Annotated in this window: 10 protein-coding genes; 7 read left to right on the top strand and 3 right to left on the bottom strand. The window is 60.2% G+C overall.

Annotated elements, in window-relative coordinates; all coding sequences use genetic code 11:
* Window positions 1-10: 10 nt before the first annotated feature.
* The 3 genes from ubiB to ubiE are packed head-to-tail and all read right to left on the bottom strand — an operon-like array spanning window position 11 to window position 3,002.
* The gene (gene ubiB / locus BM279_RS22395; RefSeq protein WP_093507534.1) at window positions 11-1,618 is read right to left on the bottom strand and encodes a ubiquinone biosynthesis regulatory protein kinase UbiB; all 1,608 of its coding nucleotides are present in this window, start codon (window positions 1,616-1,618) and stop codon (window positions 11-13) included.
* Window positions 1,615-2,232: a ubiquinone biosynthesis accessory factor UbiJ gene (locus BM279_RS22390; protein ID WP_093507532.1), complete on the bottom strand. Its 618-nt coding sequence runs from the start codon at window positions 2,230-2,232 to the stop codon at window positions 1,615-1,617. The genes ubiB and BM279_RS22390 overlap by 4 nt, the downstream gene beginning before the upstream one ends.
* Complete coding sequence (ubiE, locus tag BM279_RS22385; protein WP_093507530.1) at window positions 2,232-3,002, bottom strand: bifunctional demethylmenaquinone methyltransferase/2-methoxy-6-polyprenyl-1,4-benzoquinol methylase UbiE; 771 nt, start codon at window positions 3,000-3,002, stop codon at window positions 2,232-2,234. Before ubiE ends, BM279_RS22390 begins: the two co-directional genes overlap by 1 nt.
* Window positions 3,003-3,318: 316 nt before the next feature.
* Here ubiE and BM279_RS22380 point away from each other — a divergent pair, with 316 nt between their 5' ends.
* The 7 genes from BM279_RS22380 to BM279_RS22355 all read left to right on the top strand — a co-directional run bounded on the left by BM279_RS22380 (window position 3,319) and on the right by BM279_RS22355 (window position 15,497).
* Complete coding sequence (locus BM279_RS22380) at window positions 3,319-3,597, top strand: polyhydroxyalkanoic acid system family protein (RefSeq protein WP_093507528.1); 279 nt, start codon at window positions 3,319-3,321, stop codon at window positions 3,595-3,597.
* 184 nt (window positions 3,598-3,781) lie between these two features.
* Entirely contained in the window at window positions 3,782-5,494 is a 1,713-nt protein-coding gene (locus BM279_RS22375; RefSeq protein ID WP_093507526.1) for a ShlB/FhaC/HecB family hemolysin secretion/activation protein, read from the top strand.
* Window positions 5,495-5,535: 41 nt separating this feature from the next.
* Entirely contained in the window at window positions 5,536-12,468 is a 6,933-nt protein-coding gene (locus BM279_RS22370; RefSeq protein ID WP_093507524.1) for a two-partner secretion domain-containing protein, read from the top strand.
* A gap of 92 nt (window positions 12,469-12,560) precedes the next feature.
* Entirely contained in the window at window positions 12,561-12,968 is a 408-nt protein-coding gene (locus tag BM279_RS22365) for a hypothetical protein (RefSeq protein ID WP_244154205.1), read from the top strand.
* A gap of 243 nt (window positions 12,969-13,211) precedes the next feature.
* Window positions 13,212-13,913 (top strand): transposase, encoded by a 702-nt coding sequence (locus tag BM279_RS22360; protein WP_093507520.1) that lies wholly within the window; start codon window positions 13,212-13,214, stop codon window positions 13,911-13,913.
* Between the two features lie 100 nt (window positions 13,914-14,013).
* Window positions 14,014-14,613: a hypothetical protein gene (locus BM279_RS23295; RefSeq protein ID WP_143103632.1), complete on the top strand. Its 600-nt coding sequence runs from the start codon at window positions 14,014-14,016 to the stop codon at window positions 14,611-14,613.
* Window positions 14,614-14,643: 30 nt separating this feature from the next.
* Window positions 14,644-15,497, top strand: a protein-coding gene (locus BM279_RS22355; protein WP_093506787.1) for an IS5 family transposase whose coding sequence is annotated in 2 segments (ribosomal slippage) — window positions 14,644-14,986 and window positions 14,986-15,497 — 855 coding nt in all. Because the reading frame shifts where the segments join, the coding sequence is not laid out codon by codon here.

Below are 15,497 nucleotides of genomic sequence, written 5' to 3'. Positions count from 1 at the left end.
CCCGGGCTGGCTATCGGCGCAGGATCAGGTACAGACCGCTGGCGCCCATCAGCCAGGCCGGCCAGGCGGTCGCGGGATCGCTCAGGTTGCCCAGGCCCAGGGCGGTCATCACGCTGCCACCGACCAGCAGGGCGCCGATCAGCCGCACCGCCCAGCCATCGCGTTCGCGCCATGGCGGTGGTGGATCATTGGCGTGGGGCTGGGCCATGCGCTCGAGCAGGCTGCGGGTCATGTTGGCCAGGTGCGGCAGTTGCTCGACCTGGCTCTGCAGGTTGTGCATGACGTTGCGCGGGCTGACGCGCTCACGCATCCAGCGCTCCAGGAAAGGCTGGGCGGTGGTCCACAGGTCCAGGTCGGGATGCAGCTGGCGGCCCAGGCCCTCGATATTGAGCAGCGTCTTCTGCAGCAGCACGAGCTGCGGCTGGATTTCCATGTTGAAGCGCCGCGCGGTCTGGAACAGGCGCATCAGCAGCAGGCCGAAGGAAATGTCCTTGAGCGGGCGCTCGAAGATCGGCTCGCAGACGGTGCGGATCGCCGCCTCGAAGTCGTTGACCTGGGTTTCCTGAGGCACCCAACCCGAGTCGATGTGCAACTGCGCCACCTTGCGGTAGTCACGCTTGAAGAAGGCCACCAGATTTCGCGCCAGGTAGTCCTGATCCTCGGGGGTGAGGCTGCCAATGATGCCGCAGTCGATGGCGATGTACTGCGGGTTCCACGGCGTGCGGGTGCTGACGAAGATGTTGCCCGGGTGCATGTCGGCGTGGAAGAAGCTGTGGGTGAATACCTGGGTGAAGAAGATCTCCACGCCGCGTTCGGCCAGCAGTTTCATGTCCGTGCGCTGGTCGGCCAGGGTTTCCATGTCGTTGACCGGAATGCCGTAGATGCGCTCCATCACCAGCACCTTGGGGCGGCACCAGTCCCAGTACACCTGGGGCACGTAGAGCAGGCCGGAATCCTCGAAGTTGCGTCGCAGCTGGCTGGCGTTGGCCGCCTCGCGCAGCAGGTCTAGCTCGTCGTAGATGGTTTTCTCGTAGTCGCTGACCACGTCCACCGGGTGCAGGCGGCGGGCTTCGGCCGAGGCGCGCTCGGCCATCTTGGCGAGCAGGAACAGCCAGGCCATGTCGGCCTTGATCACCGGCTTGAGACCGGGGCGCACCACCTTGACCACCACTTCCTCACCGCTTTTCAGCTGCGCGGCGTGCACTTGGGCCACCGAGGCCGAGGCCAGTGGTGCTGTATCGAAACGGGCGAACGCCACGCTCACCGGCACACCGAGCTGCTCTTCGATCAGCGCCAGGGACTTGGCCGGGTCGAACGGCGGTACGCGGTCCTGCAGGTGCGCCAGTTCGTCGGCGATATCCGGCGGCAGTAGATCGCGGCGGGTGGACAGTAGCTGGCCGAACTTGATGAAGATCGGCCCTAGTTCCTCCAGCGCCAGGCGCAGGCTTTCGCCGCGGCTGCGCGACGACTTGCCGCGCGGCACCCAGCGCCATGGCAACAGGAAGCGCGGTGCGCGCAGCCAGAACGGCAACGGCAGGGCGAACAGCAGGTCATCGAGGCGGTAGCGGATGACCACGTAGAGGATGCGCAACAGACGACGAACGGCAAGCAGCTTCATGCGATGGGCTTATGGCGTTGGGCGAGGCGCTCAATGCGCGCATCGAGACGGTCGAGGGAAAGTTTCAGGTCATCGAGTTCGGCAAAGCGGGCGTCGGCCTCGCGGCGGCCGACCAGGGTGCGCGATTCTTCGCTGAGGTAGTCGGCCAGGCTCAGTTGCAGGCTGTGCAGGTTTTCCCGCGTCCAGCCCGCGCGGCTGCGCAGATGCCCGGCCAGCAGCGCCGTGGGCACCGGGCCGAGCCAACGCGACAGCTCGTATTCCCAGTCCAGGTCCAGGTCCTGCAGCACGCCGGCCAGCTCCATCAGCGCGCCACTGTCGCCATCGAGTTCGACCTCGGGCTCGTGCAGCACCGCCTGCTTGTCCCGGGCCAGGGCCAGGCGCAGCAGGGCGCTGGCGGGGGCACGCAGGGTGCAGTCGACCGCGCCGGCCCATTGCCCGGCCAGGCGCAGCCCCTGGCCGTCGGCGAGAATGAACATCTGCAGCGACGGCGACTGGGACTGCACCGCGATCACCCGGCCATTGAGCCTGGCCAGGCGCGGCAGGGCGGTGCTGTCCAGCTCGAGAACGCGGTTGAGGCCGCGCTCGACGGCCGCCAGCAGAGCCTGGGTGAGCATCAGGGCTTGATACCGCGGTGCAGGGCGACGATGCCGCCGGTCATGTTGTGGTAGGTCACGCGGTCGAAACCGGCGTCCAGCATCATCGCCTTGAGGGTGTCCTGGTCCGGGTGCATGCGGATCGACTCGGCCAGGTAGCGGTAGCTGTCGGCGTCGTTGGTGACCAGCTTGCCCACCAGCGGCATGAAGTTGAACGAATAGGTATCGTAGACCTTGGACAGCAGGCTGCTCTTGGGCTTGGAGAATTCCAGCACCAGCAGGCGGCCGCCCGGCTTGAGCACGCGCAGCATGGAAGCGATGGCCGCCTCCTTGTGGGTGACGTTGCGCAGGCCGAAGGCGATGGTCACGCAGTCGAAATGGTTGTCCGGGAAGGGCAGCTTCTCGGCATCGGCCTGCACGAAGGAAATGTTGCCGGACACGCCGCGGTCGAGCAGGCGGTCGCGGCCCACCTTGAGCATCGAGGCGTTGATGTCCGCCAGCACCACTTCGCCGGTCTCACCGACGATGCGCGAGAACTGGCGGGCCAGGTCGCCGGTGCCGCCGGCGATGTCGAGTACCCGATTGCCGCTGCGTACACCGGACAGCTCGAGGGTGAAGCGCTTCCACAGGCGGTGCATGCCGCCGGAGAGCAGGTCGTTCATCAGGTCGTACTTGGCGGCCACCGAATGGAACACCTCGGCGACCTTTTCCGCCTTGCGGCTTTCCGGAACGTCCTGGAAACCGAAGTGGGTGGTGGGTTCGCTGCTGTCGTTCTTGCGCGGATCGTTCATGTGGCCCTTTTCCTGAAGTCCGGTAGGCGTTGGCATCTGCTCAGTGTGCGGGCGTGGAGCCCGGCATGGCGTGATCGTGATCATGAGACAGCGCCGGGCGCGTCTCATCAGTGAGTCAGACAAGCGAAAAGGCGAGTTTACCGAGGTAAATAAGCGTTTCCATCGAGTTGCTGATCCACGGCCCGTTCAACCCCTGTACAGCGCCGAGTGGCGGCATTCTAAACCCAAAAGCCGGGCGCCGGCTGCACGCGTGGTAGTGGGCCGGCGGGCGCTTCTTGTATATTGCCCCGCCCGCGTTTTCAGTCAGGAGAGCCAGATGGCCAAAATCACCGTCGACCGCCCCCACAATCTGGGCATCGAGGCCGCCCGTGGCAAGGCTGAAAAGCTCGCCGAACGCCTGGCCCGCGAGTACGACGTGCGCTACCAGTGGAAGGGCGACACCCTGGAATTCAAACGCAGCGGCGCCGACGGCTGGCTCGCCGTCAGCGAAGACCGCGTGCAGCTGCAACTCAACCTCGGCCTGCTGCTGTCGGTGATGAGCGGCAAGATCAAGAGCGAGATCGAGGAAGTGCTGGATAAGGAGTTGAGTGCCTGACCGAAGTCTGAGGCATCCGGCTGGAAGCTGGCTCGGCGAAATTGAGCGGTTTGTCACGTACTTTGGCCGCACTTACAGCGCTATGTAGCGAAATGAGAATTTCGTCTCTCGGCGGGATAAATCTGGATGGCAAGGTGTCTCATCGCCGCTAAGGGATGATTCACTTTTCCAGGTACGGATTTTCATGCGCTCGTATTTTCCGCTGTTGCTTATTGCAGTGCCGTTCACTGCACTTGCTCAAACGCCCCCCATCGATCTGCCCGCGAACCGCCAGACGCCACTGACCCAGGACCTGATCCGCGACCGTCAGGAGCGCCTGCTCGACGAGCAGCAACAGCGTCTGCAGGAGCTGCAGCAGTTGCCCGGCAAGCGCGCCGAACCGACAGCGCCGCCGGCTGCCGAGGACGAGCGCTGCTTCGCCATCGACCAGATCGAGATCAGCGGCGCAAGCCTGCTGTCCGATGCAGACCGCACGACCATTCTCGCCCCGTTCGCCGACAACTGCCTGGGCGTCAGCCAGCTCAACGAGCTGCTCAAGGCGATCACCAATCACTACGTCGATCGCGGCTACGTGACTACGCGTGCCTACCTGCCGCAGCAGGACCTGTCGGCCCGTACCCTGAAGATCACCGTGGTCGAAGGGCGCCTCGAAGGCCTCGACAGCTCCGCCCTGGCCAGTGACCGCGAGCTGGCCATGAGCTTTCCCGGCGAAACGGGAGATATCCTTAACCTGCGTGAGCTGGAGCAACTGGTCGACAACCTCAACCGCCTGCCGTCGCGCCCGGCCCAGCTGGAACTGGTGCCGGGTCAGCAGGTAGGCGGTAGCCGCGTCGGCCTCAAGGGCGAGCGCAGCAAACCCTGGTACGCCAACATCAACCGCCACAACGATGGCCAACGCAGCACCGGCGAGCAGCAGTGGGGCCTGGGCCTGACCTGGGACAGCCCGCTGGGCCTTGCTGACCAACTGAGCCTGCGTGCCAGCCGCGATGCGGTCAGTGACAGCTTCCGCCACTCCCATGCCCAGAGTCTGTCCTACAGCATCCCCTATGGCTGGTGGCGTGTGGACTACAGCTACAGTCAGAGCTACTACCGCACCCTTGGTCAAAACGCCAACGGCTTTACCTTCGAGACCGACGGCGACAGCCAGCAGCACGCCCTGCGTGCCGAGCGCGTGCTGCACCGTGATAGCGTCAGCAAGACCGCCTTCAACACCGGCGTGAGCCATATACGCACCAACAACTTCATCCTCGGCAACCGCATGGATCTGTCCAGCAACCGCCTCAGTGAATGGCAGCTGGGTTTCAACCATGGTCGGCGCATTGGCACGGCGTTCGTCAACGCCGATATCGGTTGGCAGCGTGGCATCGGCGCCTTCGATGCCCAGGGCAACGGCGATCCCCGCGGCGACCAGCCCGTGGCGCGTTACAACAAATACACCCTGACCCTCAGCTACCTGCAGCCCTTCAGCCTGTGGGGCGAGCGCTTCAGTTTCGACAGCCTGGCCACCGGCCAGAAGAGCGAAGACGAGCTGTTCAGTTCCCAGCGCATCAGCATCGGTGGGCTCAACTCGGTACGTGGTTTCAAGGATCAGAGCCTGTCTGGAAACAGCGGTGGCTACTGGCGTAACCAGCTGCGCTGGACGCGGCCCGTTACCTGGGCGCCGCTGCAACCCTTCGTGCAGCAGTACGGCGCGGCTTTGGCCTATGACGTCGGTGTTATCAGTCACGACGAGCACAACTCGGGGGACAGTGGCCGCATCAGCGGGCATGCCTTGGAGTTCAGCGCCCGTGGCGAGCACCTGGCTGCCAGCGTGACCTTCGCCCATTCCCTGGAGCGCCCCGACGCGATCACCGAGGGCGAGCGCCCGGTGTATTTCCGCGTCGACCTTTTCTTCTGATTTCTGATTTCTGATTCGTTTACGCCCTGGAGCACCCTGACATGGACGTTCGCAGCCCCTTCTTCCAGAACATCGCCCTGATCGTCGCCGGCGTGATGTTCCTCAACCCCATCGTCGCCTCGGCGGCGCAGCTGACCGTGGATGCCCAGGCGGGCGGCAACACCACCATCGGCCAGGCCCAGAACGGCGTGCCAGTGGTGAATATCGCCACGCCTAATGGCAGCGGCCTGTCACACAACAAATTCACTGACTACAACGTCGGCCAGCAGGGGTTGATCCTCAACAACGGTGCCCAGGCGTTCGTCAAAAGCCAGCAGGGTGGCTATATCAACGGCAACCCGAACCTGAAGGGCGGTGCGGCGGGGGTGATCCTCAACGAGGTGACCGGCAGCAATCGCAGCCAGCTCAAGGGCTACACCGAAGTGGCTGGCAGCCGTGCGCACGTCATCGTCGCCAACCCCCATGGCATCACCTGCGACGGTTGCGGTTTCATCAATACCCCGCGCGCGACCCTGACCACCGGCGCTCCGGTGGTCGACAACGGTCGCCTGCAACGCTTCGACGTCAATGGTGGCGACATCGCCATCGAAGGCGCCGGCCTCAATGCCAGCAACGTCGACCAGTTCGACCTGATCACTCGCAGCGCGCAGATCAACGCCGAAATCCACGCCAAGCGCCTGAACGTCATCGCCGGCCGTAACGAAGTCGATGTGGCCACTCTGCAGGCCACTGCCAAGGCCGATGACGGCTCATCGCAGCCCCAGCTGGCCATCGACAGTTCCGCCCTCGGCGGTATGTACGCTGGCGCGATCCGCCTAGTCGGTACCGAAGCCGGTGTAGGCGTGAAGCTGGCTGGCGACATGGCCGCCAGCGCCGGGGACATTCAGATCGATGCCAACGGGCAACTGACCACCAATCGCATGGCGGCCAGCAATGACGTCACGCTGGTGGCCAAGGGCGTCGAGCTCAATGCCGATACCTATGCGGGGCGTAATGCGACGGTGACCTCGCCTGGAACGGTCCAGGTAAAAGAAAGCTTGGCTGCGGGTCAGCGCGTGGCCGTACAAGCGGCGCAACTGGACAACACCGGCATCATCGAAGCGGGTGTACGTGCCGATGGCTCCGTCAGCAGCGCAGGCCATCTGCAACTTGACGGCGGCTCTGTGCGCAACGCCGGCAAGTTGACCAGCCATGGTTCTCTGAGTACCGACCTGCAGAAGCTGGACAATCAAGGCGCTGCGATCACTGCCGCGGGCAATACGACCCTCAAGGCCGAACAACTCGACAACCGCAATGGGGAGATCGTCGCCCAGGGCAGCCTGACGCTCGATAACCAGAAAGTCGACAACAAACAGGGGCGCGCAGTGGCCGGCCAGGCGCTGGCCATCAAGGCCGAGTCGGCTGACAACAGCGCCGGCACCGTGGCAGCGGGAGGTGCGATCGAGGTCGAAGTGGCGGAGCGTCTCGACAATGCCAGCGGCCTGATCGAAGCCGGTAGCCAAGTCACCGTAAAGGCCCAGGAAGTGGACAACCGCAGCGGCCAGATTCGCGCGCTGGGTAACGCAGGCGCTAGCCAGTTCGAGGTGGCCGACAAGCTCAATAACGATGGTGGCAAGATCGAAGTCGGCAATGCCGGCCTGGCCATCGAGTCGGGCAGCCTCATCAATCAGGGCGGCTTGATCCGTCACCTTGGCTCGCAAAACCTGGGCATGACCATGGAGCAGCTTGGTCAGGCCGGTGGCCGCATCGAGACCAATGCCCAGCTTGACCTGCAAGCCGATGAGTGGGTGAACACCACCGAATTGCAAGCGGGGCGTATCAGCCTCGATATCGGCGAACTCACCCAGAAAACCGGCGCTGCATTGCTGTCGCGCGACAGCATCGTCGCCAAGGGCGATACCTGGCAGAACGATGGGCGCATCGAAACCAACGGTAACCTGAGCCTCGAGCTTGCCGGCGACTACAAGGGCAACGGCACGCTCATCGCTCAAGGCAACCTGGGCTTCAGCGCCGCCAGCGCGGACATGGGGACAAATGCCAAGGTGCTGGCCGGTGGCACATCTAACCTCAGCACCCTTGGCGCGTGGGTAGCCCGTGGCCAGATGACCGCAGGTAGCTGGCTGACCCTCGCGGCACAGAGCCTGAAAAACTACGGCACCATCGGCGCTGGCAATCAGCTCTCGCTGAAGGCGGCAGACATCCGCAGCGAAGATGGCTTCCTGTTCAGTGGCGCGTCCATGTTGCTGGTGGCCGATCGCTTCACCAACCAGCGAGGCGATGTTTACAGCGTCGGCGATCTGCAATTCGTCGCCAACGAGCAAGGCGATGCGCCGACCTCGTTCAGCAACCTCTCCGGTGTCGTGGAGAGCGAAGGCAATATCGCGATTCTTGCCAAGCAGATTACCAATGCCCACGAAGTGGAGAATCTGGTCGTCAGCCGCAAGGTGGCGGCGCTGTTCTATGCACCGGACTGCACTGACTGCAGCGGTAACAAGGAAAACGTTCGCTACCGCCTGAAGCAGATCGACCGTACCCAGGCCGTCAGCGATGTTAGAACCGCCTCACTGCTGGCCGGCGGTAACCTGACTCTCGACGGGCAGGATATCCACAACCGTTTCAGCATGCTGGCCGCCAATGGTGCCGTGCGTATCAAGGGCGACACCTTCACCAGCGTCGGCGCCGAAACCGGCGAGTACGTGTCCGAAGGCCGCGCCACCAGTGAGCGTGAGAAGTCCCAGAGCTGGATTCACCGTGCCGTAAGTGGTTTCAACGCCCGCAACTGGCCCACCGGTAGCGCCAATGTTGAAGCCGACCTCAATAGCATCCTCACTCAAGTCCTGAAGGGCAGCTTCGAGCATTTCAGCACCACGTACACGCCTGATGCCGTGCAGGCTTATGGAGCCATCGTTCAGGCAGGTAGTGACGTGAGCATCGAAGCCCGGCAGATCGGCAATGCCAGCATTCGCCCGTCCTTCAACTTCGTGAATGGCGGTACGCGGGTAGACACCAGTACACCAGGCACCGATATCGCTACCTCCATCACCCTGAACCCGCAACTGCCGCCAGACCTGCAACAGAAAGCGGTCGACCCGCTGGCGTTGCCAGGCTTCTCACTCCCGGCAGGGCAAAACGGCCTGTTCAGCCTGAGCAACAATCCTGGCCACCCCTACCTGATCGAGACCAACCCGGCCTTCGCCAACCTGGGTAGATTCCTCAACTCCGATTACATGCTCGGCCTGCTGGGCTATGACCCGGACGAGATGCAGCGCCGGCTGGGTGACGGCTTCTACGAGCAGCGCCTGGTGCGCGATGCCGTGCGCGCCCGTACCGGCCAGCGCTTCCTGGCTGGGCTGGACAGCGACGAAGCCCAGTTCAAATACCTGATGGACAACGCCATCGCCAGCAAGGAGGCGCTGCAGCTGTCCGTGGGCATTGGCTTGTCGGCCGAGCAGGTCGCGGCCCTGACCCACGACATCGTGTGGATGGAAGAGCGCGAGGTAAGCGGCCAGAAGGTGCTGGTGCCGGTCGTTTACCTGGCGCAGGCCGAAGGTCGCCTGGCACCTGGCGGTGCCTTGATCCAGGGCCGCGACGTTGCGCTTATCTCCGGCAGTAACCTGGTCAACAGCGGCACCCTGCGTGCCACCCAGAACCTGACCCTGACCGCGCAGCAGAACATCGCCAACAGTGGCCTGATGCACGCCGACGGGCGCTTGTCGCTGCTGGCCGGTGAGAGCATCCGCAACAGCCAGGGCGGCATTCTCAAAGGCCAGGATGTCAGCCTGGTCGCCGTGGCCGGTGATGTGGTCAACGAGCGGACCGTCAGCACCCACCACAGCACTACCCGCAATACCGATCGTCAACAGAGCTTCGTCGATAGTGCGGCGCGCATCGAGGCAGGCAATGACCTGCAGATGAGTGCTGGCAACGATATCCGCAATATCGGCGGCGCCATCAGCGCGGGCCGCGACGCCAGCCTGGAAGCCGGTAATGACCTGATTCTCGGTTCGGCCGAGGCCGAGAACCGCCAGAACAAGTGGGACCGCAAAGGCCACTCCTACCAGAACAGCATCACCCAGTACGGCAGCGACGTGCAGGTTGGCCGTGACCTGGAGGCCAGCGCCGGTCGTGATCTGCTGGTTGTCGGCAGCACTGTCAAGGCAGGTGGAAACATCGACCTCGATGCTGGCGGTGATATGACCATCACCTCTGCAGCGGACGAGAGTCACTCCGATTACTACCGCAAGAGCGGCGGCAAGAAGGTTGTCTCCCAGGAGGACCATGTCAAACAGGTGGCCTCGGTCATCGAAGCCGGCGGCAACCTGAACGCACAGGCAGGCGGCAACCTCGTCCTCGCCTCCAGCCACCTCAAGGCCGGTAACGAGGCCTACCTCTACGCAGGCGAGCAACTGGCGCTGATCGCCAACCAGAACACCGACTATTCGCTGTACGACAAGAAGAAAAAGGGCGGCTGGGGCAGCAAGGAAACCCAGCGCGACGAAACGACCACCGTGCGCAATATCGGCAGCACCATCACCACCGGCGGCAACCTCAGCCTGATCAGCGAGGGTGACCAGCTGTACCAGAAGGCTCGCCTGGAAAGCGGTAACAACCTGACCCTGGATAGCGGCGGCGCGATTACCTTCGAGGCAGTGAAGGATCTGGATCAGGAGAGTCATGAGAAGAGCAGCAATAGCGTGGTTTGGACATCCACCAAAGGCAAAGGCAGTACAGACGAAACCTTGTATCAGAGCCAGTTGGTTGCTAAGGGCGATTTGGTGATCAAGGCTGTAGATGGCCTGAACATCGACGTGAAAGAGGTAAACCAGCAGTCGGTTAGCCAGACCATCGATGCAATGGTCAAAGCCGATCCTGATCTTGCTTGGCTCCAAGAAATGGAGCAGCGCGGAGATGTTGATTGGCGGCAGGTGAAGGAGATACATGACTCCTTCAAGTACAGCCACTCGGGGTTGGGTGGTGCTGCGATGATGGTAATTGCCATCGTGGTGGCCTACTTCACCGCAGGGGCGGCCAGTGGGCTGGTCGCTAGCGCCGCCGGGGCGGGTGGTGCTGGTGCCGGAGCGGCGGCTGGCGCCGCTGCGGCAGGAACAGCCGCCGGGACTGCGGCTGCTGGGACTGCCGCAGCTTCGACCTCAATATGGGCTGCAGCTACTGCAACGACGGCGGCGGGTTGGGCCAATGTCGCAGCGACCGCCGTTATATCTTCGGCAGCGGGTAATGCTGCCGTCAGCACCATTAACAACCGTGGCAACCTCGGTGCTGTCTTCAAGGACGTTACCTCTAGCGACAGTCTTAAAGGCTATGCGACCTCGGCCATTACCGCTGGCTTTACCTCTGGAGTGTTGGACAGCGCCTATGGCGTTACAGGCGATAACGTTAATAAAGTTACCAAGGGCTTTGATCTCAGCAAGGCCAATGATTTAGCCAAGTTTGGTTCCTATCTCGGCGCTCAGGGCGCGGTACAGGCTGTAGCGCAAACTGCGATTCAGGGCGGTAGTCTGGGTGGCAATCTGCAAACAGCCTTAACCGCGCAGATGCAGCATTTGTTGCAAGCTGGCGTTTTCCACAGCGTGGGAGACTTTGCCGAGAATAGGAACTGGGCGGAAGGCAGCCCTGAGAAGATAGCCCTGCACGCAGTAATGGGGGGACTGCTTAGTGAGGCAACCGGAGGCGACTTCAAGACCGGCGCGTTGGCAGGCGGCGCCAACGAGCTGCTGGTCGAACAGCTTGCCGGTGCGATCAAAGGCGACAAAGGCTTAGAGCTGATGGTGTCGCAATTGATTGGCGTGGCAGCGGCGACGGCTACTGGTGGAGATCCGGCCAAGGCAGCGGAGTTGGCGAAGAACGCGACTGCGTATAACAGGCAGTTGCACAGTGCCGAAGCCAAACTCTTGGATGAATTGGCGCAGCGTGATCCAGAAAGGGCCAGAGCGTGGGACGCAGCTGCTTGTGCGCTGGTTTCCTGTGCTGCTGGTATACCGCCCAGCGATCCCAACTATGAGTTTCTAACGGCACTGCAGACGGAGGGAGCACAGTATCCAGAGCTTCAAGTCAGCCTTCAGGAAAGTGGCTTGTTTAGTTATTCCATTGCCGAACGCTTTACAGACACGGTGTCCAGTCGCGGGGAGGAGCTCTACTACACTGGCGCTGCTGGTAGTGTCATCGGAGGCGCTGGCGGAGCTATCGTTTCAGGTGTCGGAGGAGCGACAAGTTGTGGTGTTACACTCGGGCTGGGGTGTGCAATTGGAGTCGCTGGTTTTGCGGGCAGCGTATCCCAGTATAGCGACGGCTGGGACCGCATCGGTAGTGGATACACCTCTACGGAAGGCCAGAAGGTTATAGACTCATTTAGGCCGGGAACGCACCCGGGTGATGTGAGCTTGGCCGAAAATGTTGGTGATTTTGTAGCGTCTTCTGCTGCCGACTTGGTGTTGCAGCGTGTTGGGGGAAAATTTGTTGATCGTATTGCCAAGTCTATTGATGGGAAGCTGAGTGCTCCCAAAACTGACTCTGGTGTTGCCGGGGATGGTGCAAAAGGCGCAGGCGGGGTGGTGGATGATGTTGCTGTTGTCCGGCCAACGCCCAAACAGTCCGAGATAGATGTTGGAACTGACCTTGGTCAAGGGGCTCGACCGCAAGTCAGTTACAAGAACGGGCAAGAAGTACCTTACGGCACATCGGGCAGTGTTCGTCCTGACTGGTGTATTGGTAGCGTGTGCAGTGTTGAGGTAAAAAACTACAATATTGCGACGAATCAGCAGGGTTTAATTAGTAATGTTTCAAAGCAGGCGCTGCAGCGTGCGGAGAATTTACCGCAAGGTATGCAGCAGCAAGTGGTTATTGATATTCGTGGTCAAGCTGTAACGGATGCACAAAAAAACGCAGTGATTAAAGGTATTGTGCAGAAATCAAACGGCGCGCTCGGGCCTACTGACATAAGGTTTAAAGCTGAATGAGGAAGGTAGGGTTTGATGGGGGGCATACGGTATACGAATTGGGGCCCGTATCGGATGTCGTATTGTTTTTCGAGTGTCTCAATGTTTTCGTGGTGAATAAGTGCTTAGATCAGGATTGGAGTTTATTATCGGATCGACTTTATAAGCGTTATTTGCGGCAAGACGAACTAGAAGAGTCTTTCATTTTGATGGAAAAAGCAAAGAGCATATTTTTCACGCTGCCTAGCTCCTCCGTTGAGTGGGATGAGGATATGCAGGCTGATCGTGATAGAACATGGCTGGACTCTAGGGCCGATACCTTGGGGACTGTTTTTTCTAGGTATTTTGATTTGTTCTCAAAGGCGAAAAATTCTGCTGTGTCATTTTTGGACGAGTTTGGAATTTATCAGCCCCTCAGGATTTTAGCTTCTGACATGCCTGCTTTAATGGTCGAGAAGAAAAGGCCACTAAATGAATACGATGCGCTTGGGTTAGATGATTTACCATTTTGGCTTCGTTGAGCAGACCGTTTATTTAAGGCAATATCTTCTCCACACCGGCCTCGCGCCGGTGTTGTTTTATCTGCTTTAGCCTTTCTTCTTAGCTGCTCGCTTGGTTATTACTGCTTGTTCCCATAATCCGCGATGCCTGGTACTTGAGAATCATGCCATCGAGCAGGACAAAAAGGGGACAGGACAAAAAGGGGACAGATTTATTTTTCTCCTGATTGGCTAAGCTGAAGGTCTCAATGGAAGGAGATCGTTATGCCAAGGATGGGACGGATTGTGTTGCCTAACTACCCACATCATGTGGTGCAGCGAGGGCATAACCGGCAGGTGGTGTTTGCCGCTGAGCAGGACTATCAGCGTTACATTTCCGATCTGCGTGAGCTTAAAGATGTATTCGGAGTCAAGGTCTACGCTTATTGCCTGATGACGAATCATGTTCATCTGCTGCTGGCGCCCGGCGAGGCCATCGCCGGGTTGGGGCAGTTGATGAAGGCGCTGGCAGCACGTGCTACGCGCTATCGAAATCGTCTAGAAGGCCGCACCGGCACTCTCTGGGAGAGTCGCTACAAGTCCAGCGTGGTTGAGTCAGACGCCTATTTGCTTGCCTGCTGTCGCTATATCGAGCTGAACCCGGTTCGAGCCCGTATGGTTGCCGAAGCGGTTGATTATCCCTGGTCGAGCCATCGGATGCGGGTAACGGAGCAGGCGAACAGCGATTGGCTGGATATAGATCCCTGCTTCACTGCACTTGGCCACACGGCTGAAAGGCGTCGTACCCGATACATCGAATTCATGCGTCAAGCCGTTCCATCGAGCGAGATTGAGCTGATCCGTGCAGCACTACAGAGGGGGCAGCTAACCGGGAGTGCTCGTTTCGTAGATGAAATAGAAAGAATCCAAGGGAAGCGGGTAGAACTACGAGGTCAGGGCAGGCCCAAGCGACAGCCCCAAAAATAAATCTGTCCCCTTTTCGAAGGAGGCATACCAGAAAGAGCAAGAAGCTACCGTTGCTGCTGAAACCGAAAGAGCTCGGCTGGAGTTAGCTGAACGGCTACGAATGGAGCAATTGGTACCTGGTCGTGCCGCGTATATTAATGAGATCTTGCAGGTTACAGGTGCAGTCAAAACAGGTGGTGTGATTGTCAGCAGTATCCTTGAGCCAGATGCTTTCTCTGCCCTAGGGCCAACAGCGAAGTTGGCGGAAATAACTAGAGTCCTTAACGCTTTGAGTAAGGTGGCAGATAGAGCACCAACAGAGCTCGCGAAGGCCGTAAGTAAACTTAATGAGCTTATAGCGGGAAAAGCGCCAACTGCTGTGGAGCTTGAGCCGTTCAAAAAAGCTGCAGAGTCCAAGCTGGCTGATGATATCCGGATCGCTAACCACACTTTGGCAAGCAAGAAAACACCTGACGCACCGCCTAAGATTGAACCACCCATCCCTAGAGTTAATGTGGCAAATGATTTTATTGTAAAAGCGTCAGAGAATGGCACTAACCTGAGGTACGGTGATCCTGACGGTGTAGCAGGGCTGATCGTGAATGTCGACAAAACTGGAATGTTGGGGTTTGAGATTCGTGCAGCACAAAATCATCCTCTCTTTGAAGCATCCGGAACTGACATGTTTGCTAGGTTCTGTACGAAAAGTCGGTGCGGGTAGAATTGCCGCCATGATTGGCTGGAGGCCCGCATGGCAAAGCGCTACGAACTCCCCGATGCAGCCTGGGAGTTGATCAAGGATCTCGTTTCCCCGGAACAGAAGATGGGCCGGCCGCGCAGTGATGATCGTCTGTTGCTCAACGGAATCTTCTGGATTCTCTGCTCCGGTGCCGCCTGGCGCGACCTGCCGGAGCGTTTCGGCCCGTGGTCAACGGTATATCAACGGTTCCGTGATTGGCGAGACGATGGCACGTTTGACCGAGTACTTGAGCGGTTGCACGTCCGGTTGAATCAGGAAGGCCTGATCGATCTGGACACCTGGATGATCGACTCCACTGCAGTACGTGCAAGCCGAGCCTCGTCAGGTGCCGGGAAAAAGGGGGGCCAGAAGAACCGGTAGACCATGCGTTGGGACGTAGCCGAGGCGGCCTGACCACCAAGATTCACTTAATCTGCGATGCCAATGGGATACCTCTTCGCTTTGTGCTGTCGCCAGGACAGGCCAGCGATATTGCACATGCTCAGCCGCTCTTGGACCAGGTGCGTATCCCCGGAAAGCCGGGACGGCCTCGTAAGCGCTGCCGTTGGTTACTGGCTGACAAAGGTTACGATGCCGAACATCTGCGCCAGTACTGCGACCGTTACCGCATGCAACCGGTAATTCCGCAGCGCACCATGAAACGCAAACCCAAGCCAGGGCTACCCAGGCTTTTTGATCGCCCGAAATACCGGCAACGGAACATCATCGAGCGTATGTTTGGCTGGCTGAAAGAGAGCCGGAGGATCGGCACCCGCTACGACAAGCTCGCCAGAAGTTTTGGCGCGATGGTCACGCTGGCTTGCGCGCTGCGATGCTTAAGGCAGTACTTTTCGTACAGAACCTAG

The sequence above is a fragment of the Phytopseudomonas straminea genome, assembly GCF_900112645.1.
GTDB lineage: Bacteria > Pseudomonadota > Gammaproteobacteria > Pseudomonadales > Pseudomonadaceae > Aquipseudomonas > Aquipseudomonas straminea.
Note: the sequence above shows the minus strand (reverse complement) of the source record. Positions and strands in the feature narration are given on the sequence as shown.

Coding starts and splice junctions, on each gene's coding strand:
- ubiB (WP_093507534.1), bottom strand. CDS start 1,618: ATGAAGCTGCTTGCCGTTCGTCGTCTGTTGCGCATCCTCTACGTGGTC.
- BM279_RS23295 (WP_143103632.1), top strand. CDS start 14,014: ATGGAGCAATTGGTACCTGGTCGTGCCGCGTATATTAATGAGATCTTG.
- BM279_RS22360 (WP_093507520.1), top strand. CDS start 13,212: ATGCCAAGGATGGGACGGATTGTGTTGCCTAACTACCCACATCATGTG.
- ubiE (WP_093507530.1), bottom strand. CDS start 3,002: ATGAACGATCCGCGCAAGAACGACAGCAGCGAACCCACCACCCACTTC.
- BM279_RS22380 (WP_093507528.1), top strand. CDS start 3,319: ATGGCCAAAATCACCGTCGACCGCCCCCACAATCTGGGCATCGAGGCC.
- BM279_RS22390 (WP_093507532.1), bottom strand. CDS start 2,232: ATGCTCACCCAGGCTCTGCTGGCGGCCGTCGAGCGCGGCCTCAACCGC.
- BM279_RS22375 (WP_093507526.1), top strand. CDS start 3,782: ATGCGCTCGTATTTTCCGCTGTTGCTTATTGCAGTGCCGTTCACTGCA.
- BM279_RS22370 (WP_093507524.1), top strand. CDS start 5,536: ATGGACGTTCGCAGCCCCTTCTTCCAGAACATCGCCCTGATCGTCGCC.